This is a genomic window from Aliidongia dinghuensis, from assembly GCF_014643535.1.
GTDB lineage: Bacteria > Pseudomonadota > Alphaproteobacteria > ATCC43930 > CGMCC-115725 > Aliidongia > Aliidongia dinghuensis.
In genome coordinates this window covers 187,434-210,300 of sequence record NZ_BMJQ01000004.1, presented here as the reverse complement: position 1 = coordinate 210,300, position 22,867 = coordinate 187,434, and the positions used below count along the sequence as shown (strand labels likewise).

Here is a 22,867-nt window from a genome sequence, read left to right as displayed (position 1 = left end):
AGGCGTGGTCTACGTGCCGCGATAGCGAGCTTACGGGGGAACGGCAGGCTTGTCGCAGCGACTGAGCAAGGCCGACGGCACGACCGAGCAGAGGGCGCCTGGTCGCCTGGAATTCCTGCGCCATCTCGGGCCTGGGCTGATCAGCGGCGTCACGGACGACGATCCGAGCGGCATCGCGACCTACTCCCAGGCCGGCGCCCAGCTGGGCTATGCCGCGTGCTGGATCATGCTGCTGTGCTACCCGCTGATGGCGATCACGCAGGAGATCAGCGCCCGTATCGGGCGGGCCACCGGCACGGGCGTCGTCGGGATCATCCGGCGGCACTATCCGCTCTGGATCCTGAAGCCCGTGGTTGCCCTCGTGGCGTTCGCCAATGTCGTCAATCTGGGCGCGGATCTCGGCGCCATGGCTGACGTCCTGCGCCTCCTCGTAGGCGGGTCGCCGCATCTCTATGTCGTGCTGTTCGGCGGCCTCTGTGCCGGGCTGCTGACATTCCTGCGCTATGACCGCTATGTCTCGTTCATGAAGTGGGCGTCCTTGTCACTGTTCGCCTATTTCCTGACCGCCTTCAGCGTGCCCATCCCCTGGCATCGGGTGCTCTATCACACGCTGGTGCCGTCGCTACCGCTCGATGCTTCCGCGATTGCGGTGTTCGTCGCGGTCATGGGCACGTCGATCAGCCCCTATCTCTTCATCTGGCAATCCTCGCTCGAAGGCGAGCGGGCGCGCGGCCTGCCGAAGCTGCGCCGGCACAGCCCGACCGGCTTGCTGGCTGGCGAGGAGGTCAACCGGATCCGCATCGACACCTCCATCGGCATGGCGTTCGCGACGCTCGTCGCCTACGCGGTCATCGTGACCGTCGCGGCGACGCTGCACGAGGCCGGCATCACGGACATCGCCACCACGGCTCAAGCCGCCGAGGCCTTGCGCCCGGCGACCGGCCGCTTCGCCTATGCCGTGTTCTCGCTCGGCATCATCGGCACGGGCCTGCTCGCCGTGCCGATGCTGGCGGGCTCGGCCGCCTACGCCATCGCCGAAGGACGACGCTGGCCGGTCGGCCTCGCCCGGGCACCGCACGAGGCCCGGGCGTTCTATGGCTGCATCCTGGCCGCGACCATCGCCGGCGTCGCGATGAACTTCGCCAGGATCGATCCCATCCACGCGCTGTTGTGGAGCGCCGTGATCAACGGGCTGCTCGCCGTCCCCGTGCTCGTCCTCATGATGCTCATCGCGGTCAAGCCGGGGATCATGGGACAGCTCGTCCTCGGCCGACGGCTGACGGTGCTGGGCTGGCTCGCCGTCGCGATCATGGCCGCGACGGCCCTCGGACTCCTGCTGACGCTCGGCCAGTAAGCTATCGCCGGTGAGCCTATCGCCGATGAGCCTATCGCAGGTGCTGGCGGAAGAAGCGCCAGATGAGCGCCGCCGTCGGCTCCGTGCCGCCGTCGGGCCGCTCGATCGCGACCGGCCATTCGTGCGGGCCTTGCGCCAGTGCAACGAGCCGCACCTCGGCGCGTCCGCGGCACCGGGCATAATCCAAGAACAGCACGCGACCGTCGGCCGTGGCGCCGGACCGCGGCGGCCGGGCGCAGCCGTCGGCCGCGGCCCAGAAGCGCACGGCATCGTCGACCGACACGTTGAACCGGCCAGGAATGCCGAGGTTCGGCGAAACGCCGCCACGGTAGAGCACATAGCCGTCCATCATGCCGTGGATGATCAGGACCGGCACCGGACGGTGCGGCCGCTCGATCGTGATCGGCGGCTGACCAGTGCCAGCCGTGCCACCGATCGTGCCGGCCACGGGCGCGATCGCGGCCACCGTCTCCGGATGTTCAGCAGCGAAGCGATAGGCCAGCATGGCGCCGTTCGACAGGCCGGTCAGATAGATCCGCTGCCGGTCAACCGGCTGGTCCGCGGCCAGATGGTCGATGAGCGCCGCGAGGAACGCCACGTCGTCGACATGGTTGCGCACGGCGGCGCCGCAGCAGAAGCCGGCGTTCCAGGTCTGGCGCGGCGGCTCGACGCCGATGCTCGTTCCCTCGGGATAGACCGCGATGAAGCCCGCCTGGTCGGCAAGCGGGCTGAAGCCCGTCATGTCGGCGGTCGAGCGCGCGTCGCCCGCAGCACCATGCAACACGATGACCAGCGGCAGCGGGCGCCCCTCTGCCGCTGACGCTAACACACGCGTCGGGGGCACGTGCAGCAGGTAATGCCGGTCGAGCCCGTTTACGGTCAGCGTCACCCACGGATCGCCGTCGTCGGCCGGATGGGCCTGAGCCCGGCCGGTGCCAAAGCAGCCGATCAGAAGAAGACCGGCGAAGGCCAGCAGGCGGCCGCGCGCGAGGACGCGGCCGAGCGTCACGCCGCCATCGCCACCAACCCGGTCAGCCGGTCGGCCGCCCAGTCGGTCATCGCATGGCGGTCCGTCCGCTCGGCCAGCAGCTCGAACGCCTCGCTGCGCCGGCCAGCCGCGATCGCGGCGTCGGTCAGGAACCAGTGGAACAGATCGCGCTGGGCGTGGCTGCCGCCCAGGCTCTGCAGCCGCGCGCGGATTGGAAACAGCAGGTCGACCGCCTGATCAGGCTGGCCCGCCGCCTCGGCGGCGATCGCCCGCAGCAACGGCAAGCCGACGCTGCGCAGGATCCTCGCCTGCGAAGCCCCGCTGGTCACGGCCCAGCGGTCGAGCTCGCCGATCAGCTGGACAAGCCGGTCGCGCCGGCCGCTCGCCGCCAGTGCCATCGCCCGGTGGGCCATGGCGAAGGCCAGCGTCGGGTCGGCGCCGCGCGCGTCGGCAAGGTCGGCCAGCTCGTCCCAACGCCGACCGACGTCGATGCCCTGCGCGTCGAGCCGCCACAGCAGCGACACGGCGTTCGCCATGTCGCGGTAATCATCCGTCTGCGTCGCACGGATCGCGGTGTCGTAGAGCGCCAGAACCTGGTCGCTCTCGCCCAGCGCCAGATGGAACAGCGCGCGATGCCAATGCATGTGATAGGCGAAGTTGTTGACCCCCGGCAGCTGCGCCGACTGGGCCTCGAGCCAGGCGATGCCGTCCTGCACGCGTCCCTGCATCTCGAACACATGGGCGACCGCGTGGGCGCCCCAGACATCGCGCGGCGCCAGCGCCAGCGCCTGCCGGCCGACCGCCTCGGCCTGGACGAGATCGCCCGACTCCTCCAGCACGAAGGCGTGGCAGCCGAGCACATAGCCGCAGCCGGGCACGTCGGCGCGCCAGTGCGGCACTGTCCGCTCGAGGCTACGCCGCATGCCGGCGAGATCGCCCAGCATGAATTTCAGGCCATGGCCGAGCTTGAGCGCCAGCCCGTCGAGCGGGTCCAGCGCCAGCGCCTCGTCGATCCGCTCGGCGGCGGCGCGCATGTCGCCAGCGACCCAGGCGCGAAGGGCTGCGACCAAGCGCCGCTCCCGCACCGTGCCGCCACGCGCCGCGAGGCTCCGTTCGGCACGCTGGATCGCATCCTCGGCAGCGGCGACGCATTCGCGACGCGCCAGCAGCAGCTGGGCCGCCCCGCGCAGCACCCAGCCCAGCACCATTTCCGGATCGGCCGCAAGGCAGGCCTCGAGCGCGGCGCCGGCATCGGTGCGATGGCCGAACACGGCCTCGATCGCCCGGTCGAACGCCAGAACCGCGGCCGGATTGGCCGCCGTGACCTCGAGCCCCCTACAGTCGTAGATCATCATTGGATCTCCCCGCCGGTGCTGCTGGTCTCGCCCCTCCGAAGCATGCTTCCTATCGGACGAGATGGTCGCGCACCGGCCATGCCGACGCAACACACTCACGGGAAGATTGCCCCGGTGCCACAGGAAACCAGGGCTTTCACGGTGAAGTGACCGGCCGCGAACGGCCGCGAGCACCGGAGCCGTTCAGACTTCAGGCAGGGTGAGCAGCCATTGGGAAAGACGACTCGCGAGCGTCGTCGGGTCGCCCTCGACCTCGAGCAGCTTGGTCCGGCTGGTGGCCCCGACTCGGATGGCGATGCGGCTGCGCGGCACGCCCCAGAGCTTCGCCAGGAGTGCCACGACTGCCTCGTTCGCCTTGCCACCCTCGGGCGGCGCCGAGACGGCGATCACGACGACCGCCGCGCCGTCCGACAGGCGCGAACGGCCGAGCACCACCTGGCGCGACGCGCCGGGCTTGACCCGGACCCTGAGACGGATACCCTCGGTTGTAAGTATCAGCGCCGACGACGCTTCCCGCGGCGATTCAGGCGATGCCGTTCCAATCATTACCTTTTCTTAGACCTTTGACGCTTTCTCAAACCATTGACGCTGGCGCCATCGCTGGGCCATGACAGAACCAACCATACGACAACGAGACATCTTGCGCGCATGTCGATCCTGCTGATCGCCATACTGACCTTCTCCGTGCTCGGGATCGTCGCTTGCCTCGCGTTGCGCGGCCCGCTCATTCGCGCGGCCGAGGAGCGCCATGGCCTGACCGATTCGAAGAAGGCGGTGACGGACGCCCGCAAAGCCCGCGTCGAGGCGAAGGGCAAGGTGGGCGAGCTCGAGGTCCGCAAGCGCGAGCTCTCGGACAAGCTCGCGGCCGCCGAGAGCGAGGCGAAGAAGCTCGACAAGCAGCTCAAAACCGTGCCGCAGATGGTCTACACCCTCGTGTTCGAGCTGGGCGGCAGCGATACAGCCATGCCGACCTTCGAATTCATCGTGTCGCGCACCCGGCGGTCGGAACCCGGCGACGCGAAGGGGCCGGAGCGCGAACTCTGGTCGCGGCCGCGCATCGTGCGCGCACGCAGCCGGAACTTGCAGACGGCGATCGCGGCGGCCCTTGCCCGCTTTCCCACCGCCGATGGCTTCACCATCCGGCCGGCCGAGCGGGTCGGCACGAAGACCCTATGACGCGAGAGGCTCGATGATGCAGGATCTCGTCTCCGCCAGCACGTTCGGCACACTGCTCGTCTTCGCCATCGTTGCGGTCATCATTCTCATGGTCGTGGCCGAAAATCTGCGCGTCCGCCTGCGGTCGATCCCGGAGCAGGCGGAAATCCTGGCCCAGCAGTTCGCAACCGCTCACAACGACGCCAAGGCCAACGAGGCCTCGATCGACCGGGACGAGCGGATGATCGCCCAGTTGGAGCAGCAGCTGGCGCGGCTCGAAGCGGCACTCGAGGAAAAGCGTCAGCGGCTCGTCGATGCGCGCAACCGGGTGCCGAGCGTCGTCTATGTGCTCGACCAGATCATCCAGCCGACGCACCGCCCCTGGCTGGTGCCGATCCGGCTCGACGGCGCCGCGGCCGAGGACGGCGACTGGCTCAGCGGGCGGCGCTATCTCGTCTATGGCGAGGACGTTGAAAACGCGCGCCGCCGCGTCGAAGTGCGCTTTCCACAGCGTGAGGGCTATCGGGCAGCAATGCCCGAGCCATTTGAGTTGAGCTGATGTCGGCGATCGCCCCGAGCCCGCCGGTGCTGACCCGCGACGGTGCGCGGGCGACGATCCGGCTCAACCGTCCGGCCTTGCACAATCGCCTGGAGCCGGCCGACCTCGCCATGCTCATGGCGATGCTGGACGAGCTCGCGCTGAGCCCGGACCTGCGCGTCCTGGTGCTGACCGGGACCGGCCCCAGCTTCTGCTCGGGCTTCGACCTGAACGCGCTCGGTCCAAATGAGTCCAATGGGGGCGCCAAAAGCGTCGGCTTCGATGAGGTCGTCGACCGGCTCGAAGATTTCCCACGGCCGACAGTCGCGGCCCTCCAGGGCAGCGTCTACGGCGGCGCCACGGACCTGGCGCTCGCGTGCGACTTCCGCATCGGCGTCGAGGGCATGAAACTGGTCATGCCGGCCGGGCGGCTCGGCATCCATTATTATCCGAGCGGGCTCGAACGCGCGGTCGCCCGCCTCGGCCTCGCCGCCGCCAAGCGCCTGTTCCTGCTGGCTGAGCCGGTGCCGGCCGCGGACCTGCTCGCGATCGGCTATCTCGACCGGCTGGTGCCGACCGACCGGCTCGCGGCCGAAACCGACGCCATCGCGGGCATCCTCGCCGGCAACGCGCCCGAGGCGATCCGCGGCATGAAGCGGACCTTGAACGCCATCGCCCGCGGCACGCTCGACCGCGCCGCCGCCCAGGCGGATTACGAGGCGAGCAAGCACTCGGCCGAACTTGCGGAAGGCCTCAAGGCGTTCGCCGAGAAGCGCAAGCCGGTGTTCTGAGGGTCGATTCCAAAGATAAAATTCGACGTCATCCCCGGGCTTGACCCGGGCATCCACGGGGCCGTTGCCAAGCGAGGCGCCGAATTTTCTACGCAATCAGCCGACGAAGCGGCTAAAGCGCGTGGATGGCCGGGTCAAGCCCGGCCATGACGGGTATCGGGTATAATGGAGCTCGCGTGAATTAACCCGCAACCGCCAGCTCGACCACCAGGTTGTGCCGGCCGTCCTCGGTTGCGACCGTGTCGCCCGAGAGCGAGCCTGCCTGCTCGATGCCGGTGGCCGACACGGTCGGGGCCAGGTCGGCGAACAGCCGCTCGAGCCCGGCGACCGGCTCGGCCGCGGGGGCGACCGCGAGCTTCGTCACCGGCGTCTTGATCGAGACCTTGCGCTCGCTCTTGACCTTGCGCACGGCGCCAAGGATGCCGACGCCGGCCGCACCCAGCGCCTCGGCCGCCTCGTCGATCGCCTGGTCCGCCAGCTTCGGCCAGGATCCCAGCGCATGGACCGAGCCCCAGGCCTGGGCGCGCGCCGGGAAATGCTGGTGGTAAAGCTCCTCCGCAAGGTGCGCCATGACCGGGGCGAAGAGCCTCAGCACGGTCTCGAGGCAGTGCCACAGCGTGTAATGCGCCGACAGCTTGCCTGCTTCCGACCCGGTCTCGCCGTAGGAGCGCGCCTTCACCAGTTCGAGGTAGTTGTCGCAGAGGTCGGCCCAGAAGAAGCGCTCGATCGTCTCGAGCGCATCGGCATATTCATAGGCCTCGAACAGGCTGGTCGCGCGCTCGACCGTACGGCCCAGGCGGCTCAGCACCCATTTGTCGAACGGCTCACTGATGAGGCCCTTCGCCACATCCGCCGCCGGCGTCGTGGGCTCGCCCTCAAAACCCTCGAGCTGCAGCATGAGGAAGCGCGCCGCGTTCCACAGCTTGGTCTGCAGCCGCTTGCCGACCTTGAGCACGTCTTCCGAATAGGCCGTGTCGAGGCCGAGCTTCGAGGTCGCGGTCCAGTAGCGCACCACGTCGGCGCCATAGCGCCCAAGCAGTCCGCGCGGGTCGATGTTGTTGCCCTTGGACTTCGACATCTTCGAGCGGTCCTGCGCCAGGCACCAGCCGCTGATCGCCATGTCGCGCCAGGGCGCCTTGTCCTCGTGCAGGTGCGACTTCACGATCGTGTAGAACGCCCAGGTGCGAATGATCTCGTGCGCCTGCGGCCGGAGGTCCGCCGGAAACAGCTTGGCGAAGCGCTCGGGATCGGCCGCGTAGCGCTGGGCGACGGCGCCGGCGTTGATCTGCGGCGAAACGGAGCTCGTCGCCCAGGTGTCCATCACGTCCGGATCGGGCTCGACCTCGTCGCGCGTGTAGCCGCGCGGCAGGTCGACCAGCGGGTTGACCGGCAGGTCGTCCGGATGGGCCGGGATGATCTTGCCTTCCTCGCCGGCACGCTTCGAATACCAGAACGGGAACGGCACGCCGAAATAGCGCTGGCGGCTGATGCACCAGTCCCATTTCAGGTTCTCGGTCCAGATCTCGAACCGGGTGCGCATGTAGTCCGGGTACCAGTTGATCTGGCGGCCCTTCTCGATGAGCGCCTCCTTCTTGTCGAGCACGCGCACGAACCACTGCGGCGTGACCAAGAGCTCGAGCGGCGCGCCCGAGCGCTCGGCCGCCGGGATCATGCGCGTGACCGGTGTCGCGGCCGTGACGCGATTGTCGGCGGTCAGGAGCTCGACCATCTTCTCGCGCGCCGCATTGACCTTGAGGCCCGTCAGCTGCTCGGCCGCCCCCTTGGCCTTGGCCGGATCCTGGCTCGGCCAGCCCTCGCCGCCGATGCCCGACAGGTCACCGACCCGGCCTTCCTTGGTCAGGATCACGCGCAGCGGCAGCTTGTGCTCGCGCCACCATTCGACGTCGACCTGGTCGCCGAAGGTGCAGCACATGACCATGCCGGTGCCCTTTTCCGGATCGACGCGCTCGTCGAGCACGACCGGCACCTCGACCCGGAACAAGGGCGTCACGATCGTCTTGCCGGTGAGTTCCTTGGCGCGCGGGTGCTCCGGATGGATCATGAGGGCGACGCAGGCCGCCATCAGCTCCGGCCGGGTCGTGGCGATCTCGAGCTGGCCGCCGCCCGCGACGTCGAACGCGACCTGCCAGAGCGTGCCGGCGCTCTCCTTCTCGACCACTTCGGCCTGGGCGATCGCAGTGCGGTCGACCGGGTCCCACAAGGTCGGCTGCATCTGGCGATAGAGATGGTCCCTGCCGTAGAGGTCGAGCACCGACATCTGCGAGATGCGGCGCGAATGCGGGCTGATCGTCTGGTATTCGAGGTTCCAGTCGACCGACAGGCCGATCTCGCGGAACAGGTTGCGGAAATCCTGCTCGGCCTCCTGCACCTCCTCGTGGCAGATGCGGATGAATTCCTCACGGCTCATGTCGGTGGCGCGGATGTTCCGGCGCTTCTCGACCAGCCGCTCGGTCGGCAGGCCGTTGTCGTCGAACCCCATGGGATAGAACACGTTCTTGCCGGCCATCCGCTGGAAGCGCGCGATCAGGTCGGTCTGCGTGTAGCTGTAGACATGGCCGATATGGAGGAAGCCCGACACGGTCGGCGGCGGCGTGTCGACGACGTAGCTGGCATCGCGCGGCACGGACGGGTCCCAGGCATAGGTGCCGGACGCGAGCCAAGCCTCGCGCCACTTCTTTTCCGTGGCGGCAAAATCATACTGCTTCGGTGCTTCCGTCGACATCAACCAGCCCTCTACCCGGCCCATCTTTTGGGGCGCGCATCATGCCGCGAACGCGTGCCCCTGCCTAGGCCCGGAAGGCGGCCATGCGCCCCGCGCGGGGCCTTGGCCCGATCCTTGCTCCATTCCAGATGCGTCACGCGGGCACAAGGCGGCCGTGGCGGACTGAAGTGATGCCGCCCCCTACTCCGCCAGGAACTTCTGCACGATCGCGGCCGCCTGGCCCATGCCGACGACGCCGTTCACATGGCCCAGAGGACCGTCGAGCTCGTGGTACTCGACCTTGGTCCCCTGCGCATCCAGCAAGTCGCGGACATGGCGTGTCGCGTCGGCGAACAGCAGGTGGTCGTTGTGCGACGGCAGCAGCAGGGTCTTGGCCTTGACCGTCTTCAAGCCTTCGGCCAGATCGTCCTTGCCGCCGACCGTGAAGAGCTCGTTCGCGCGGACCAGGCACACGAAGTTGCCGGCGTCGGCCGCCTTGGCGCGCGACAGCGCCGCGGCATCGGCCCCCGTTTCAACCGCATAGAGATTGTCCGGCGATTTGGCCGGGTCCTTGGCCGGATCGGCCCATTTGCGCCCGAACTGGGCCGCCCCCCATTCAGGCGCAAGCGTGTCGAGCGAAAGCACCTTGAAAGCCATGGTCAGGCCGTCGAGCGGCTCCGGCCCGCCGTAATAGTCACCGTGCTTCCAGTTCGGGTCGAGCTTGACGATGTCGCCCCAGTGGCGCACCCGCTCGATCGTGTAGGCGTCGGCCTGGGCCGACGGGATGACCGCGATCAATCGCTCGACCATCGACGGGTATGACGCCGCCCATTCATAGCTCTGCATCGAGCCCATGGAGGCGCCCATGACGGCATGCAGTTTCTTGACGCCAAGCTTGTCGAGCAGCGCCTTCTGCACCGTCACGAAGTCGCGGATCTGCACCTCGGGAAAATGCGAGCCGTAGGGCTTGCCGGTGCCTGGGTCGATCGAGGCCGGGCCGGTCGTGACCGCGATGCCGTCTTTCACGTTAATGTTGCACAGGCTGTCGACGCTGATGAGGAAATACTTGTCGGTGTCGAGCGGCTTGCCCGGCCCGACGAGCGCATCCCAATAGCCGGGCGCCTTGTCGTCTGCCTTGTAGCGGCCGGCGAAATGCGAGGTGCCGGAAAAGAAATGCGGGATCAGGATCGCATTGCTGCCGGCCGCGTCGAGCTTGCCGAGCGTCTCGTAACCGACCTTGACTTGGGCGATCGTGGCGCCGCCGACGGTCGTGAAGGCGCCGGGATAGGTGAAGCTCTGCTTTTCGACCAGGCCATCGTAGGCCCCAGCCGGTCCAGCAACGGTGGCCGCAAGGCCGAGTGCCATAAGCCCGTGACGCATGTCCGACATCCCCCCAATTTATCGTTGAGGAGAAGGATGCCTGCCTATCCGCCGGCGGGCAACCGCGGGCTGCAGCCCGGCTGGCGGCGCCCTAGCTGGCGGCGCTCCCGTCGGTCCAGGTGATCTTGCCGAACCCGGCGACCGCCATGCCACATGTCGGCGGGCGGTTGGCGCCCGCGTCGTCGAACAGGCGGATACCGAGCCGCTTCAGCGCGTCCTCGACCTGCGCATCGCTCACGCTTTCGGTCGAGCCGGCGGTGACGCCGGGCACCTTCCGAAGTGCTGCACGGATCGCCCGGGCGGTCTCGCCGTCGAGCTGGGTCGCGAGCGCCAGGATCGCATTGCCGGCTGCCGCACATGCCGCATCCGCCGCCAGCACCAGCTCGCCTCCCGCGGTCGACAGGGCACCGGTGCCGTGAAGTGCGACCCAGAGCGCTATGATCCAGCGGGCATCGAGCGTTGGCGCGGGCGCATCGATTGACCTTTGGATCATTTCTTCGCTCCTGCTTGTAACTCTTGCGGGCGATGTTAGAACGGTGGCGACGCCAGGTAATGTGAGCCGGGTCACAACTCCTGGCGCCTTTTTCCACCAGTTCCTCTATAAGTGAGGTATTGGGAGAAACCGTACATTCGGTGCAATCATCGCGACCAAGGAGTGCGAATGTCTTGCCCCCCTGCCCTGAGGGCCAGGATTCTCCGCAATCATGAACTGTTTCGGGAGTTGTCGACTGACGAACTCGATCAGTTGATTGCGGTCGCCCGGATCGAGGAGGTCCGTGCGAAAGCGCCGATCTTCCACAAGGGCGCGCCGGGCGAGAGCATGATGGCGGTGGTGACCGGCGAGGTGAAGATCAGCGCGCCGGCGGCCGATGGGCGCGAGATCGTGCTGGCCGTAATGCGCGAGGGCGAGGTGTTCGGCGAGGTGGCACTGCTCGACGGCTCCGACCGGACCGCGGATGCAACCGCGTCTACGAACTGCACCCTGCTGGTCATTCATCGGCGCGACTTCCTGCCGTTCCTCAACGCCCATCCCCAGGTCGCGATCCGGCTGCTGCGCGTGGTGTGCCAGCGTCTCCGGCGCACGACGGAACAGGTCGAGGATCTCCTGTTCCTGAACCTGCCGAGCCGGCTCGCGAAGAAGCTCCTGGTCCTGGCCGGCGCCACGGAAGATCGGCCGCGCGAACGGACCCCGATCATCCGGCAGTCGCAGCGGGAGATCGGCAATCTGGTCGGCCTGTCGCGTGAGAGCATCAACAAGCAGCTCTCGCGCTGGCAGAAAGACGGTGTTTTGACGCTGCGCGACGGCATGATCCTGCTCGACGATCTCGAGGCCCTGCGCGAGATCGCCGCCGAGGTGTGACGGCCACCCGACTGTGAGTTGCGTCACACGCATGGGGGGTGTCTCTCCCGGATAGTCGCCGCAGCGGTTCCGCCGGGCACCGTCGTCGAAGCTCTTTTGCGTTAGCGGAGGTCAACATGTCGTCCAAGCACAGCGCCGCTCCCCACCCCCAGGATCCGAAGCCGAAGGTGGCCGATGAGTCCGATGGCATTCGTCCCGATGCCGTTGACGTGTCCGATGATATACAGCCGGACGCGGTCGACGTGTCCGATGGTCTCCGGCCGAATGCCGTCGACGTGTCCGATGGCCTGAGGCCGAATGCCGTCGATGTGTCTGACGGTCTCAGGCCGAACGCGGTCGACGTGTCCGACAAGCTGAACAACAACTGAACCCGGCGTGTTGGGCGCGAGCGGGCGGCACCTTCCATGCCCCGCCGCGCCCGACGCCTTGTTCGATCCTTGCTGCTGCCCCCTGCCCGGCAAGATAGTGTCGAGCCCGGGGGCTTTGCTCTATGCTCCATCGGGAGCCGCCTGTACCGAATGGATCTTCCCGTCGGCCGGGGGTCCGCGTACGAGATGAGCATGCCGTTTTCCACCGCGTCACATACCGCCCCGGGGCCCGAGGTTCGGCCGGACAGCGTCGGTGCTGCCTTTCTTTACACCGACATCGAAGGCAGCACCCGTCGCTGGGAACTGGCACCCGAGGCCATGCGCGCCGCGATGCGCCGGCACGACGCGATCCTGCGCGCGGCGGTGGCCCTCCACGGCGGCCAGGTGTTCAAGTCGCGTGGCGACGGCCTGGGCGTGGTCTTCCCGACCATGCGGCAGGCGCTGGTCGCCGCCATAGACGCCCAGCGCGCGCTCGTCGCCGAGGACTGGACCGACATCGGCGGCCTCAAGGTCCGGATGGCGCTGCATTGCGGCCCGGTCGAGCCGCGCGACGGCGATTTCTTCGGCCCAACGCTGCACCGCCTCGCCCGGCTCATCGAGGTCGGATACGGCGAGCAGATCTTGATATCGGATGCGGCGCGTGACGCGTTGGGCGGCTGGCTGCACCCGGACGTCCAGCTGATCGACCTCGGGCCGCACCAGTTGCGCGACCTGATCGAGCCGGCCTGGATCTACCAGGTATCCGCCCCGGACCTGCCGACGGGCTTCAGCCCGCTCCGTTCGCTCAGCCGTGCGCTCCACAACCTGCCGTCTCAGCTGACGCCGCTCGTCGGGCGCGAACAGGCGCTGACCGAACTCCGGCCGCTACTCGAGCGCAACCGGCTCGTGACCCTGGTCGGCCCGGGCGGCATCGGCAAGACCCGCCTCGCCATCCAGCTGGGCGCCGAGATGCAGGAGAGCTTCCCCGACGGCATCTGGCTCGCCGAGTTCGCCGCGCTCAATGACGCGAGCCTGCTGCCGAACGTCATCGCCAAGCTGTTCGGCATCGCGACCGACGGCAACGCCCCGCCGCTCGAGACGGTGCTGGTAACCCTGCAGCGCCGCCGCACGCTCATCATCCTCGACAATTGCGAGCATCTGGCGGCCGCCATGGCCGAATTCGCCGAGACCCTGCTCAGACGCTGCCCGGAAGTCCGGCTGCTCGCGACCAGCCGGGAACGGCTGGGCCTGATCGGCGAGAGCCTGTTCCGTGTTGAAAGCCTGGCCGTGCCGCCCGGCGACGAGGAATTGGACGAGACGGCGGCAGATCGCTGGGCGGCCCTCAGCCTGTTCGCCGACCGGGCGCGCGCCGTCGACCGGGATTTCACCGTCGACGCGACAACGGTCGGCGCCGTCGCCGAGATCTGCCGGCGGCTGGATGGCATTCCCTTGGCGCTGGAGCTGGCCGCGGCCCGGCTGTCGGTCATGAGCGTCGCCGAGGTCGCGAGCGGCCTCACCGAGCGCTTCCGCATCGCCGGCAGCGACGGTCGCGGGCTGCCGGCCCGGCAGCGCACGCTGCAGGCGACGATGGACTGGAGCTACGGGCTGCTCTCCGCCGAGGAGCGGCGTGCGTTCCGCCACATGGGCGTCTTCGCCGGCGCCTGGACGATCGATGCCGCGGCATGGGTGCTGGAAGGCGCTGGCGCGTCCTCCTGGCAGGCGCTCGATCTCATCGGCGCGCTCGTCGACAAATCGCTGATCGTGGCCGGCAAAGCAGGCCGGGAGCGCCGCTTCCATCTGCTAGAAACCATGCGCGCTTACGCGCTCGACCGGCTGGAGGCCGAGGGCGAGCGGATCGAGGCGCAGACGCGTCATGCCCGCTATTATCTGGCGCGGATGACCGACGCGGAAGCGAACTGGAAGGATGTCGCGACGGAGCCCTGGCTCGCCGCGATCGAGCCGCATCTCGACAATATCCGCGCTGCCCTCGATGCCGCGCTCGGCGGCCGCATCGGCCGGTCGATCGGGCTCGAGCTCGCCGCCGCCTCGCCGCTGCTCTGGACCGAGACGGCGCTCCAGCACGAAGGGCGCCGTTGGCTCGAGCTGGCGGGCACGCCTGAAGCGATACCCGACCACCTGCGCGCCCGCCTGCTGCTCGCCCGCGCGCGCCTCGCCCCCTATCGCGACGACGCCAAGCGGCTGCCGCTCGCCGAGGAGGCCGTGGCGCTGTTCCGTCGGACGGATGACCGGGTCGGCCTCGGCGACGCGCTGACCGTCGCTGGCAACGCGATCATGCGGTTCAGCCGGCACGAGGAGGCCGAGCGCGAGCTGCGCGAGGCGTATGACCTGCTGACCGCGGCAGGTGCCGGGAAGCTGCGCGGCCGCTGCGCCAATTCGCTGGGCCACCTGAAACTGTTCGCGAACGAAGTGCCGGCGGCCAAGGCGCTCTATGCCGAGGCGCTCAGCCACGCCGAGGCGCATGGCGATTCGGTCGGCATCTTCAGCGCGCGCTGCAATCTCGCCGAAACCGAGTTCGCGCTCGGCGAATACGCAAACGCCATCGCGCAGTGCCGCGCCTATATCGACTATTGCCGGGCCGAGCGGCGCGTCCATCGCCTCGCCAACGGTCTTGCCAATCTCGCGGCCTACCTGCTGGCAGTCGACGATCCGATCGAGGCGCGCGCGGCCGCCCGCGAAGCGCTGATCCGTGCGCAGGAGACCCAGTCGAAGTTCCTGGTCGTGATCAGCATCGAGCATCTGGCGGTCGCCGGCGCCGTGCTGAGCGACCTCGAGAAGGCCGCCCGCCTCCTGGGATTCAGCGACGCCCATTATCGCCGCGAGGGCACGCGGCGCGAGCCAACCGAACAGCTGGGCTTCGATCGGCTGACCGCCCAGCTCAAGGCGGCCCTCGAGCCGGACGAGCTCGACCGGCTGCTGGCGGAGGGCGCCGCCCTCGACCCGCGCCGCGCCATCGACGAAGCGCTCAGCCTCTAATCCCTGTATCCATCCCCGGCGCAGGACCACAGCCGTTCAGATCCAGTCGGTCGGCAGACCGTAATGGCTGACAGGCCGTCGGTCGCCTGCACCGAACAGCCGATGATGAAGGACGAATTCCGCAGCATCCACCTCGCCCTTGTCTGGGTAGTGTCTCAGTTTGAAGTTTTTCGAGAGCGGGCCAGGAGGTAGGTGCCAGATCCGAGGCAAGCGAGATCCGCAACGACCATCAGGATCAATTCGGTTCGTGTGTCTGGAGAAATGCCAACAGTGTACATGTGCCGCGCCCAGAGGAAATACAGCAAGAGTAGGGCGCTAATCGGGACAATGCCGATGAAAAGAAACGAGGCTCCGATCAGGCGTCTCATTTCATTGCCTCCTTCCGGTAAGTCCTCGGTCTCTTCACGGGCTCGGCCCGCGCGTCGATCAGCGCCACGATATCTTCCATGGACCATAGCCGATCGCTCACGCCCGCCGCCATCGCGGGCGAGACCCGCAGTGACTTATGGACCCGGCAGAAGTTGTAGAAGGCGAAGTAGAGCGCCAGCGCGTGAATGTGGTTGTCGAGCTTCTTCGAGAACGCTTTGGTCAGGCGGGTGAACCGACGCATCGACATCCGCATGGTGAGGTTCTGGCGCTCGACGTAGCTGGTCGAGACGTGCGCCAGATCGGGCTCGCCTTCGACCCGATACTTCTTGGCGCCCAGGCACTCGGCCGGGCTGTAGCGGCCCTTGAACGACTGCGGGACCTCGCCATACAGCTTCACGAGTTGGGCGTAGTCCACATCGCCGCCGAACGCACCCTCAACCGCTTCCAGATAGGCGCGGTGGCCGTCTGTGGTGAGTTGGACCCGGTTGCGCAGGCGCGAGCACAGATCGTCCATCAGGGCGATTGCCGACTGCCCCGACCGATCGCCGACGAAGTATGAGACGATTAGCTTGGTGTCGGCGTCGATCGCGGTCCAGGTCCAGACGTCGCCCGCGCCGTCAGTCGCCGCCTTGGCGGTCGGTAGGGTCCGTTCCTTGGCATAGCAGAACGACCAGATTTCATCGCACTGGATACGGCTCGCCTTCACGTCACGCACCGTCTCGTCATGTAGCGCTAAGTACGCCTCGCCCGCTTCTACGAGGATCTTGCTTACCGTGTTGATGGACACGTCCACCACGCGGGAGATCGACCGCATGGATGAGCCTTCGCACAGCATGGCGAGGATCTGGGTGCGCTTAGCGAGCGGGAGCTTGTTCATGTCCATATGATATGAACTTTTATGCTTAGCGTAAAGCATAATTGCGCTCCGTCGCGAGCATGTGCGGGCGCACTTACGCTCGCATCATAGTGGCGTCTGAATGCCTAGGTGGGCGATGCCCTATGGTATGCGTCGCTTATTTGTCAGGCGGCTTTAGTGCGAAAAGGTCGCCAGGTCCAGGTGGGAACTTCTTACAGAATAGCTTGGCGAATTCTGTCCAATCATCAGACACTGATAACAAGGTTGTCACAGAAACAATCTGTCTTTCAAGATGAGGATGCCCTATATCTGCCGTTAAGAACTCATGATGTGTATGTTTTCGCCGCTTTGTTTCTGGATCTCTCGGGTTCTTCTGCTTCAATTCATCTAGAACGCCGTTCGGAAGCTGTTGGTAGATTAGCTCATTCGTCAGTTTTCCAATGTAAGCGGTCCGAGCATTGCTGCCCGGTTCGTATTTCCAGCCGCGCACGCGGTGAAGATGTTCGTAGAAGGCATCCGGAAACCGCTTGGCCCAAGGCAGAAGTTCCGGAGCAATGTATGCGGCCAACACTCGCTGCAGCTCGTCACGAGCCCTGATCTTCTGATAGCCTGTCGCTTCATCGACAAGTGCGATCAGGCCGACGTCGGCCAGAGCCCGCATCAGAAGCTCTGCCTTCTGCGCCTTATCGAGTTGCTGATCCTGCAGCTTTTTCTCTGCCCGCGCTTTCAGCCAAATTTCACAGACTACCCGCAGCACGACGGGGTCATAACCAGTCAGAGTGCTGCGGCCTTCGCGGTAGGCGACGGGCCTTAGGGGCCCATCCAACATTTCCTGTGTTATGAAGGGCTTAAGGCGCTCTGGGGCAATAAAAAGGGGGATTGGGGCCCCGCCTTCCGCGGAAGCCTTCTTCATCCGTTTCGAGGCCCCGCTACGCGATCCCAGGATGGCGTTCGTTATCCCGTTTTCCGAGACGACGCGCCGACCATCGCTCAGCACCGCGCAAGGCAGTGACGCAGAGCCGAGCGTCAGGACGCCCGTGTATTTCGCTTCCGGTAGTTCGGCGGCGGCAGACCAACGCGCTTGCGCCGCCTCAGACGCAATTCGCCTGCGATCATCAGATGACAACCGCTCGGCGCGCGCTTTGCCGCCTTTGCTTTGAGGCGTTTCTGCAGAATCGGCCATGGGATGCACTCGTGCTTGCTGAGAAGCATCACAATATGCTTGCTCAGCGGCGCTTTGCAAGCATTCGCCACATCATGTCGCCCATATGCTTGCTATTTTCCCCACCGTCTCGCGGCGGCTTTCCTAGCAATCTCAGACCTTTGCTCTGGCGTCATGCTTGCTGCCCGAGCAGCTCCGCCCTTCTTGCCGAGCGCTTTCGCGGCCGGGTCCTTGCCGTCGTCCTCTTGCGACTCGGTGATCTCGCCTGTGGCGATCTTGCCGACCATGATGGCGGCGCCGATCACGTCGCCGGGGCGCTTCTGGCCTTGGGGTCCCTTAGGCATTCCCCTGCTCCTGTACGGCCCGCACGATGATCGCTTCGAGGCCGGCCGTTACGAACGGGAACTTCTCTTGCGCCCATGCCTCAGCATCTGCCTGCGTGGCGAATGTGGGCGAGCCCGGAACTCTTTGAGTCTCCCTGGGGGTCGATATGACGACCTCGTATCGCATGCCTTCCGCTCCTATGCTTTCCGCTAAGCATATGGCGTCGCGGGGCACCTGGCGACAGATCGGTCAACGGCGGCAGATTTCAAACTGAGACACTACCCTTGTCTGACCTCGCTTTCGGAGATGCGGCAACTCGTCGCCGCATCTCCGAAGTACCGATACGCAAGGCCCGCCTTCGGTTCTGGGCCTGCTGCACGGCGCATTACACATTGTTAATGCCGGGAACGGGCTATCGTAATCTCGCCTGCCGAAATCTGGTGGCGGATGACCGAAGGCGAAAGCCTCCGGCCGGCACACCAGATTTTCGAGGACCCTGATGATGGATATCGATCCCGCTCCGCAGCCACGGCGCCGGAAGACCCGCATCGCCCTGCTGCTGGCCCTGTCGAGCGCGCTCGCCGCCGGACCTGTTTCGCTGGCGCTTGCCCAAGGCGCACCTGAAGGGAGTGCGCCCGAGAGTGCCGCGCCCACCCAGCAGCAGCCCCTGCCGAGCTTCGCGCCCGAAGTCGACAAGGTGCTGCCCGCCGTCGTCAATATCTCGGTGGTCGAGAAGAGCGATGCGGCGCCCGTCGCCGATGAAGAGGACGCCGCCCCGGACGACCAGCAACTCCCCGGTTTCCCGGGCGGCACGCCGTTCGACGACATGCTGCGGCATTTCTTCGAACAGCAGCCGGGCCGCATGGCGCCCGGTCCACGGCCCCAGGTGATGGCGCTCGGCTCCGGCTTCATCATCGATCCGGCCGGCTATGTCGTGACCAACAACCATGTGGTCGGCGATGCGGCCAAGGTCACGGTCGTGTTCCAGGATGGCAGCGAGCACCGCGCCAAGATCGTCGGCAAGGACGCCAAGACCGACCTGGCGCTGCTCAAGATCGATGCGCCGAAGCCGCTGCCCTACGTGCAGTGGGGTGACAGCGGCAAGGAGCGGATCGGCGACTGGGTCCTGGCCGTCGGCAATCCGTTCGGGCTCGGCGGCACCGTGACCAAGGGCATCATCTCGGCCAAGAGCCGCTCGCTCGACAGCTCGAGCTATGTCGACTACCTGCAGATCGACGCGGCGGTCAATCGCGGCAACTCCGGCGGCCCGACCTTCGATCTCGATGGCCATGTCGTCGGCATCAATACCGCGATCTATTCGCCCAACGGCGGCAATGTCGGCATTGCGTTCGACATCCCGTCCGACACGGCCAAGGCGGTGATCGACCAGATCAAGGCCAAGGGCCATGTCGACCGCGGCTATCTGGGCGTCGAGATCCAGCAGGTGACGCCGGACCTGGCGGCGGCGATCGGCATCGACAAGGACGGGCCCCAGGGCGCGCTCGTCGCCTCGGTCAAGTCCGGCGGCCCCGCAGCGAAGGCGGGCGTTGAAGTTGGCGACGTCATCCGCCAGGTGAACGGCCAGTCGATCGACAAGACGCGCGACCTGCCGCGCCTCATTGCCGAGACATCGGCCGGGACGACCGTCCGCCTGACCGTGCTGCGCCACGGCAAGCCGGTCGAGCTCGAAGCGACCGTCGGCCATCTCGACGAGGCGAAGGTCGCCTCGGCCGACCGTCGCGACGAAGACGGCACCGACCACGCCACGCTCGGCATGAGGCTCACGTCGCTCAATTCGGCGCTGCGCAGTCGCCTGCATCTTGGCCGCGATACCAAGGGCGCCGTCATCACCCATGTCGAGAACGGCAGTGCCGCCGACAGCGTCGGGCTCGAGGGCGGCGACGTGATCGAGCGGGTCGACGGCCAGTCGGTCAAGGGACCCGAGGACGCGAAGGCGCTCCTCGCCGAGGCCGAGAAGACTCCTAAGAAGCCGATCCTGCTGCTGATCGATCGGCACGGGGCCGAGAGCTTCATTGCGATGTCCCAGACTCCGGACGGGACGCCGGACGCCGGCTGATCAATCTTCGGCGGCGACGGGCGGGGCTGATGCCCCTCTCCGTCGCCCGCCGGATCGATCATGGCGCATCGGCCTCGGTGAGCGCGGCGCGGACCGCATCGCGCACCTCGGCCGGCTGCCGATCGATCGCGGCGCCGACCGCCTTCAAGGTCGCGCGGAGCGCATAGACCTGGTCGAGCAGCGAGAGGACCATCGGCACCGTGTCTTCCTGCACGCCGAGGCGCCGCCGGAGATCGTAGATCAAGCCGACGCGGGCCTGGTCGACACCGTCGAACTGCCAGTCTGCCGCTTCCCGGGCCGGCCGGACCCAGCCGAGTTCGACCCAGGCGGTGAGCTCGGCCACTTCCAGGTCCGGAAACCGGGCGACGATCGCTTCGAGCTTCATCATCGGATCTCCTCCATGCCCGCTCGCGGATCGAACGGATGGCGCGGCTGCCAGGTTGCAAGGAAGGCTTCGAGTTCCGGCTCCTCGCCCGTGGGCACGACGATCTTCAGCTCGACATACTGATGGCCGCCCGCGATGCCGCGGCCCTTGAGCCGGAGCCGCGTGCCGCCGCTGGAATGCGGCGCGATGGTGAGATTGACCGGCCCGTCGATCGTCGGTGCGCGCACCTTGGCGCCGGCCACGGCCTCCTGCATGGTCACCGGCAGCTCGACGATGATATCGTTGCCTTCGCGCCGGAAGAACCGATGCGAGGCCACGCTCACTTCGATAAGCGCATCGCCGGCGGACCCACCCGACGTGCCGGGCGCTCCCTTGCCCTTGAGGCGTAGGACCTGGCCGTCCTTGAGACCGGCCGGAATGGTGACGTCGAGTGCCGCGCCATCCGGCAAGGTCAGGCGCCGGACGGCACCCTTGGCCGCATCGAGGAAGCTGGCCGAGAGCGTGTAGTGGGTATCGGCGCCGCGGCGCGGAACCCCACCGTGCGCGCGCTGGCCGAAGACGTTGCGCAGCAGGCTTTCCAGATCCTCTTCGCTGAAGCTCGGGCCTGACTGGTACTTGCCGCTGCCGGCCTGCTCGGCAAAGTCACGGTAGAAGTGGCGCGGGGCCTGCTCCACCCCTTCGGCATCGATTTCACCGCGGTCGAACCGGCCGCGCTTTTCCGGATCGGACAGCAGGGCATAGGCGGCCGAGATCTCCTTGAACTTCGCTTCCGCCTCAGGCTTGCCCGGGTTGAGGTCCGGGTGATGGAGCTTCGCCAGCTTGCGATAGGCCTTCTGGATCGCGGAATCGCTCGCATCGCGCTCCAGGCCCAGCACCTTGTATGGATCCTTCATGGGAACACGACCTCGCTCTTCCGCTGCCCGATGAATGCGCTCTGCCCGTCGCGCCCTGTTCTAGCATCTTCGTCCGACCGAGCCCAATCCGGCGCACCCCTCATCGCTCGCCGAACGGCGCCGCCGCAAAGGCGCGCACGAGCTCCTCGCGCAGCCATTGGTTGGCCGGGTCGCGGTCGGTCGACGCATGCCAATAGAGATGCACGTCGATCGGCGGCATCTCGAACGGCAGCGGCAGGATCCGGTTGCCGAACTGCCGGCTGCACAGGCGCGCGTCATATTCCGGCATGGTCAAGAGCAGATCGGTCTCCGCGACGACCCGGCAGGCTGCGAAATAATATTGGCCGCGCAGCCGGATGCGCCGCTTCAGGCCCAGGCGTGCGAGCGCCGCATCAACCGCCCCGGCGCTGCGCCGGCGCGAGGTTACCAGCACGTGCGCCAGCTCGAGATAGGTTGCGAGATCGAGCGTCGGGCCGATCGCCGGATGGTCGCGCCGGGCGACCACGACCAGCCGGTCCTGCGCCACCCGCCGGTGCATGACGTCGCCCGACAGCGGCAGGAACACGTCGAGCGCCAGGTCGAACGTGCCGTCGGCAAGCAGCCCCTCGAGCCGGCGCCGATCGATTGGCTGCACCGTCACGTCGATGAGCGGCGCCGCCTCGACCAGGCGCTGCATCACGGCCGGCAGCACCGTCGCCTCCAGGCTCTCATGCACGCCTAGCGCCACCTGCTTGTGCGCTTCGGCCGGATCGAACCGGCCGGTCTCCGTCACCGTCGCCTCGAGCTGGCGGAGCGCCCGGCGCACCGGATCGACGATGCTGCGCGCGACCGGCGTCGGGATCATGGCATGGCCCTGGCGCACGAACAGCGGGTCGTCGAACATCTGGCGCAGCCGACCGAGCGCGTGGCTGATCGCCGGCTGGGTCAAATGCAGCTTCTCGGCCGCCCGGGTCACACCACCCTCGGCATAGATCGCGTCGAACACGATGAACAGGTTGAGATCGAGGCGCGGAACATGAACCATGTTGATGGATTTCCATCAAAAACATGCATTTGATCGATCGTAGGCCCAGTCCTATCCTCGCGGCAAGATCGCGGGAGGAAACGCGCCATGGGCGAGATTCATCTGGTGCGGCACGGGCAGGCCTCGTTCGGTGCCGCGGACTATGATGAACTCTCGCCCGTGGGTCATGAGCAGGGCCGCGTGCTCGGCCGCTGGCATGCCACGGTCGCCCAACGCTTCGATCTGGTGGCGCTGGGCGGCCTCAAGCGCCATCGCCAGACGGCAGAGGCTTGGGCCAGCGAGAACCCGGGATCACCCGCGCCGGCCGACTGGATCGTCGAGCGCGGCTTCGACGAATACGACCATCGCGAGATGCTGCTGCGCGCCCATCCCGAGGCCGGCGATCTGGCCGGGCTCGGCCGCTGGCTCGCCGAAAACGCACCGTCGCGCAGCGCCTTCCAGGCGATGTTCGCGGCCGCCATGGCGCGCTGGATGAGTGGCCGGCACGATGCCGAGTACCGCGAAGCCTGGGATGCATTCCGCGCGCGTTGCCTGGGCGCACTCGAGGCCTTGATCGCCGCCGCCGGCCCCTCGCGCCGCGTCATCGTCTTCACGTCAGGCGGGCCGATCGCCGCCGTGTGCCAGCATATCCTGGACCTGCCGCCGGCGCGCGCGGCCGAGCTCAACTGGTCGCTCGTCAACGGCGGCGTCACCAAGCTCCTCTATCGCCCGGGCCGCCTGGGCCTCGCGACGCTCAACGGCCACGGCCATTTCGAATGGGCCGGTGACGCCACCCTCCTCACCTATCGCTAAT

General features: G+C 67.1%; 22 protein-coding genes. 9 read left to right on the top strand and 13 right to left on the bottom strand.

Annotated elements, in window-relative coordinates:
* Positions 1 to 49 precede the first annotated feature (49 nt).
* Positions 50 to 1,354 (top strand): NRAMP family divalent metal transporter, encoded by a 1,305-nt coding sequence (locus tag IEY58_RS09205; RefSeq protein WP_229743600.1) that lies wholly within the window; start codon positions 50 to 52, stop codon positions 1,352 to 1,354.
* A 31-nt stretch (positions 1,355 to 1,385) separates the two neighbouring features.
* Here IEY58_RS09205 and IEY58_RS09200 read toward each other — a convergent pair whose 3' ends face one another.
* The 3 genes from IEY58_RS09200 to IEY58_RS09190 form a co-directional block, all read right to left on the bottom strand.
* Positions 1,386 to 2,363: an extracellular catalytic domain type 1 short-chain-length polyhydroxyalkanoate depolymerase gene (locus tag IEY58_RS09200; protein ID WP_189044877.1), complete on the bottom strand. Its 978-nt coding sequence runs from the start codon at positions 2,361 to 2,363 to the stop codon at positions 1,386 to 1,388.
* On the bottom strand, positions 2,360 to 3,697 hold the full coding sequence (locus IEY58_RS09195; RefSeq protein WP_189044875.1) for a tetratricopeptide repeat protein: 1,338 nt from the start codon (positions 3,695 to 3,697) through the stop codon (positions 2,360 to 2,362). The genes IEY58_RS09200 and IEY58_RS09195 overlap by 4 nt, the downstream gene beginning before the upstream one ends.
* Before the next feature lie 183 nt (positions 3,698 to 3,880).
* Entirely contained in the window at positions 3,881 to 4,243 is a 363-nt protein-coding gene (locus tag IEY58_RS09190) for a DUF167 domain-containing protein (protein WP_189044873.1), read from the bottom strand.
* Positions 4,244 to 4,345: 102 nt separating this feature from the next.
* On the opposite strand from IEY58_RS09190, the gene IEY58_RS09185 reads away from it, so the two are divergent.
* Genes IEY58_RS09185 through IEY58_RS09175 form a run of 3 tightly spaced genes read left to right on the top strand, consistent with a single transcriptional unit; the run spans position 4,346 to position 6,181 of the window.
* Complete coding sequence (locus IEY58_RS09185) at positions 4,346 to 4,873, top strand: hypothetical protein (RefSeq protein ID WP_189044871.1); 528 nt, start codon at positions 4,346 to 4,348, stop codon at positions 4,871 to 4,873.
* Positions 4,874 to 4,886: 13 nt separating this feature from the next.
* Entirely contained in the window at positions 4,887 to 5,411 is a 525-nt protein-coding gene (locus IEY58_RS09180) for a hypothetical protein (protein ID WP_189044870.1), read from the top strand.
* Positions 5,411 to 6,181: an enoyl-CoA hydratase/isomerase family protein gene (locus IEY58_RS09175; RefSeq protein WP_189044868.1), complete on the top strand. Its 771-nt coding sequence runs from the start codon at positions 5,411 to 5,413 to the stop codon at positions 6,179 to 6,181. The genes IEY58_RS09180 and IEY58_RS09175 overlap by 1 nt, the downstream gene beginning before the upstream one ends.
* Before the next feature lie 181 nt (positions 6,182 to 6,362).
* Here IEY58_RS09175 and IEY58_RS09170 read toward each other — a convergent pair whose 3' ends face one another.
* The 3 genes from IEY58_RS09170 to IEY58_RS09160 form a co-directional block, all read right to left on the bottom strand.
* Positions 6,363 to 8,924 (bottom strand): valine--tRNA ligase, encoded by a 2,562-nt coding sequence (locus IEY58_RS09170; protein ID WP_189044866.1) that lies wholly within the window; start codon positions 8,922 to 8,924, stop codon positions 6,363 to 6,365.
* Between the two features lie 180 nt (positions 8,925 to 9,104).
* Entirely contained in the window at positions 9,105 to 10,283 is a 1,179-nt protein-coding gene (locus tag IEY58_RS09165) for an E22 family MetX-like putative esterase (RefSeq protein ID WP_229743599.1), read from the bottom strand.
* A 91-nt stretch (positions 10,284 to 10,374) separates the two neighbouring features.
* Positions 10,375 to 10,776, bottom strand: a complete 402-nt coding sequence (locus tag IEY58_RS09160) for a hypothetical protein (protein WP_189044862.1) — start codon at positions 10,774 to 10,776, stop codon at positions 10,375 to 10,377.
* A 228-nt stretch (positions 10,777 to 11,004) separates the two neighbouring features.
* Between IEY58_RS09160 and IEY58_RS09155 the strand changes: the two genes are divergently transcribed.
* The 3 genes from IEY58_RS09155 to IEY58_RS09145 all read left to right on the top strand — a co-directional run bounded on the left by IEY58_RS09155 (position 11,005) and on the right by IEY58_RS09145 (position 14,984).
* Positions 11,005 to 11,643, top strand: a complete 639-nt coding sequence (locus IEY58_RS09155) for a Crp/Fnr family transcriptional regulator (protein ID WP_229743598.1) — start codon at positions 11,005 to 11,007, stop codon at positions 11,641 to 11,643.
* Between the two features lie 116 nt (positions 11,644 to 11,759).
* The gene (locus tag IEY58_RS09150) at positions 11,760 to 12,011 is read left to right on the top strand and encodes a hypothetical protein (RefSeq protein ID WP_189044858.1); all 252 of its coding nucleotides are present in this window, start codon (positions 11,760 to 11,762) and stop codon (positions 12,009 to 12,011) included.
* A gap of 192 nt (positions 12,012 to 12,203) precedes the next feature.
* Positions 12,204 to 14,984: an ATP-binding protein gene (locus tag IEY58_RS09145; protein WP_189044856.1), complete on the top strand. Its 2,781-nt coding sequence runs from the start codon at positions 12,204 to 12,206 to the stop codon at positions 14,982 to 14,984.
* 155 nt (positions 14,985 to 15,139) lie between these two features.
* Here IEY58_RS09145 and IEY58_RS09140 read toward each other — a convergent pair whose 3' ends face one another.
* From IEY58_RS09140 to IEY58_RS09125, 4 genes are all read right to left on the bottom strand, one after another.
* Positions 15,140 to 15,352, bottom strand: coding sequence for a hypothetical protein (locus IEY58_RS09140; RefSeq protein ID WP_189044854.1), 213 nt, complete (start codon positions 15,350 to 15,352; stop codon positions 15,140 to 15,142).
* Positions 15,349 to 16,230 (bottom strand): IS1 family transposase, encoded by an 882-nt coding sequence (locus IEY58_RS09135; protein ID WP_229743636.1) that lies wholly within the window; start codon positions 16,228 to 16,230, stop codon positions 15,349 to 15,351. The genes IEY58_RS09140 and IEY58_RS09135 overlap by 4 nt, the downstream gene beginning before the upstream one ends.
* Positions 16,231 to 16,366: 136 nt before the next feature.
* Positions 16,367 to 17,392, bottom strand: a complete 1,026-nt coding sequence (locus IEY58_RS09130; protein WP_189044850.1) for a P63C domain-containing protein — start codon at positions 17,390 to 17,392, stop codon at positions 16,367 to 16,369.
* A 92-nt stretch (positions 17,393 to 17,484) separates the two neighbouring features.
* On the bottom strand, positions 17,485 to 17,715 hold the full coding sequence (locus IEY58_RS09125; RefSeq protein ID WP_189044848.1) for an RNA-binding protein: 231 nt from the start codon (positions 17,713 to 17,715) through the stop codon (positions 17,485 to 17,487).
* Between the two features lie 479 nt (positions 17,716 to 18,194).
* Here IEY58_RS09125 and IEY58_RS09120 point away from each other — a divergent pair, with 479 nt between their 5' ends.
* Positions 18,195 to 19,772, top strand: coding sequence for a DegQ family serine endoprotease (locus IEY58_RS09120; RefSeq protein WP_189044846.1), 1,578 nt, complete (start codon positions 18,195 to 18,197; stop codon positions 19,770 to 19,772).
* A gap of 58 nt (positions 19,773 to 19,830) precedes the next feature.
* On the opposite strand, the gene IEY58_RS09115 is transcribed toward IEY58_RS09120, so the two are convergent.
* The 3 genes from IEY58_RS09115 to IEY58_RS09105 all read right to left on the bottom strand — a co-directional run bounded on the left by IEY58_RS09115 (position 19,831) and on the right by IEY58_RS09105 (position 22,074).
* Positions 19,831 to 20,160, bottom strand: a complete 330-nt coding sequence (locus IEY58_RS09115) for a chaperone modulator CbpM (RefSeq protein ID WP_189044844.1) — start codon at positions 20,158 to 20,160, stop codon at positions 19,831 to 19,833.
* The gene (locus IEY58_RS09110; RefSeq protein WP_189044842.1) at positions 20,157 to 21,050 is read right to left on the bottom strand and encodes a DnaJ C-terminal domain-containing protein; all 894 of its coding nucleotides are present in this window, start codon (positions 21,048 to 21,050) and stop codon (positions 20,157 to 20,159) included. Before IEY58_RS09110 ends, IEY58_RS09115 begins: the two co-directional genes overlap by 4 nt.
* A gap of 100 nt (positions 21,051 to 21,150) precedes the next feature.
* Entirely contained in the window at positions 21,151 to 22,074 is a 924-nt protein-coding gene (locus IEY58_RS09105; RefSeq protein ID WP_189044840.1) for a LysR family transcriptional regulator, read from the bottom strand.
* 87 nt (positions 22,075 to 22,161) lie between these two features.
* Here IEY58_RS09105 and IEY58_RS09100 point away from each other — a divergent pair, with 87 nt between their 5' ends.
* Positions 22,162 to 22,866, top strand: coding sequence for a histidine phosphatase family protein (locus IEY58_RS09100; protein WP_189044838.1), 705 nt, complete (start codon positions 22,162 to 22,164; stop codon positions 22,864 to 22,866).
* Position 22,867: the final 1 nt, after the last annotated feature.

What these genes read in the sequence shown, in the direction of transcription:
- IEY58_RS09195 (WP_189044875.1), bottom strand. Translation starts at nt 3,697, where the DNA reads ATGATGATCTACGACTGTAGGGGGCTCGAGGTCACGGCGGCCAATCCG.
- IEY58_RS09190 (WP_189044873.1), bottom strand. Translation starts at nt 4,243, where the DNA reads ATGATTGGAACGGCATCGCCTGAATCGCCGCGGGAAGCGTCGTCGGCG.
- IEY58_RS09185 (WP_189044871.1), top strand. Translation starts at nt 4,346, where the DNA reads ATGTCGATCCTGCTGATCGCCATACTGACCTTCTCCGTGCTCGGGATC.
- IEY58_RS09180 (WP_189044870.1), top strand. Translation starts at nt 4,887, where the DNA reads ATGATGCAGGATCTCGTCTCCGCCAGCACGTTCGGCACACTGCTCGTC.
- IEY58_RS09175 (WP_189044868.1), top strand. Translation starts at nt 5,411, where the DNA reads ATGTCGGCGATCGCCCCGAGCCCGCCGGTGCTGACCCGCGACGGTGCG.
- IEY58_RS09170 (WP_189044866.1), bottom strand. Translation starts at nt 8,924, where the DNA reads ATGTCGACGGAAGCACCGAAGCAGTATGATTTTGCCGCCACGGAAAAG.
- IEY58_RS09165 (WP_229743599.1), bottom strand. Translation starts at nt 10,283, where the DNA reads ATGCGTCACGGGCTTATGGCACTCGGCCTTGCGGCCACCGTTGCTGGA.
- IEY58_RS09160 (WP_189044862.1), bottom strand. Translation starts at nt 10,776, where the DNA reads ATGATCCAAAGGTCAATCGATGCGCCCGCGCCAACGCTCGATGCCCGC.
- IEY58_RS09150 (WP_189044858.1), top strand. Translation starts at nt 11,760, where the DNA reads ATGTCGTCCAAGCACAGCGCCGCTCCCCACCCCCAGGATCCGAAGCCG.
- IEY58_RS09145 (WP_189044856.1), top strand. Translation starts at nt 12,204, where the DNA reads ATGCCGTTTTCCACCGCGTCACATACCGCCCCGGGGCCCGAGGTTCGG.
- IEY58_RS09140 (WP_189044854.1), bottom strand. Translation starts at nt 15,352, where the DNA reads ATGAGACGCCTGATCGGAGCCTCGTTTCTTTTCATCGGCATTGTCCCG.
- IEY58_RS09135 (WP_229743636.1), bottom strand. Translation starts at nt 16,230, where the DNA reads ATGAACAAGCTCCCGCTCGCTAAGCGCACCCAGATCCTCGCCATGCTG.
- IEY58_RS09130 (WP_189044850.1), bottom strand. Translation starts at nt 17,392, where the DNA reads ATGGCCGATTCTGCAGAAACGCCTCAAAGCAAAGGCGGCAAAGCGCGC.
- IEY58_RS09125 (WP_189044848.1), bottom strand. Translation starts at nt 17,715, where the DNA reads ATGCCTAAGGGACCCCAAGGCCAGAAGCGCCCCGGCGACGTGATCGGC.
- IEY58_RS09120 (WP_189044846.1), top strand. Translation starts at nt 18,195, where the DNA reads ATGATGGATATCGATCCCGCTCCGCAGCCACGGCGCCGGAAGACCCGC.
- IEY58_RS09115 (WP_189044844.1), bottom strand. Translation starts at nt 20,160, where the DNA reads ATGATGAAGCTCGAAGCGATCGTCGCCCGGTTTCCGGACCTGGAAGTG.
- IEY58_RS09110 (WP_189044842.1), bottom strand. Translation starts at nt 21,050, where the DNA reads ATGAAGGATCCATACAAGGTGCTGGGCCTGGAGCGCGATGCGAGCGAT.
- IEY58_RS09105 (WP_189044840.1), bottom strand. Translation starts at nt 22,074, where the DNA reads ATGGTTCATGTTCCGCGCCTCGATCTCAACCTGTTCATCGTGTTCGAC.
- IEY58_RS09100 (WP_189044838.1), top strand. Translation starts at nt 22,162, where the DNA reads ATGGGCGAGATTCATCTGGTGCGGCACGGGCAGGCCTCGTTCGGTGCC.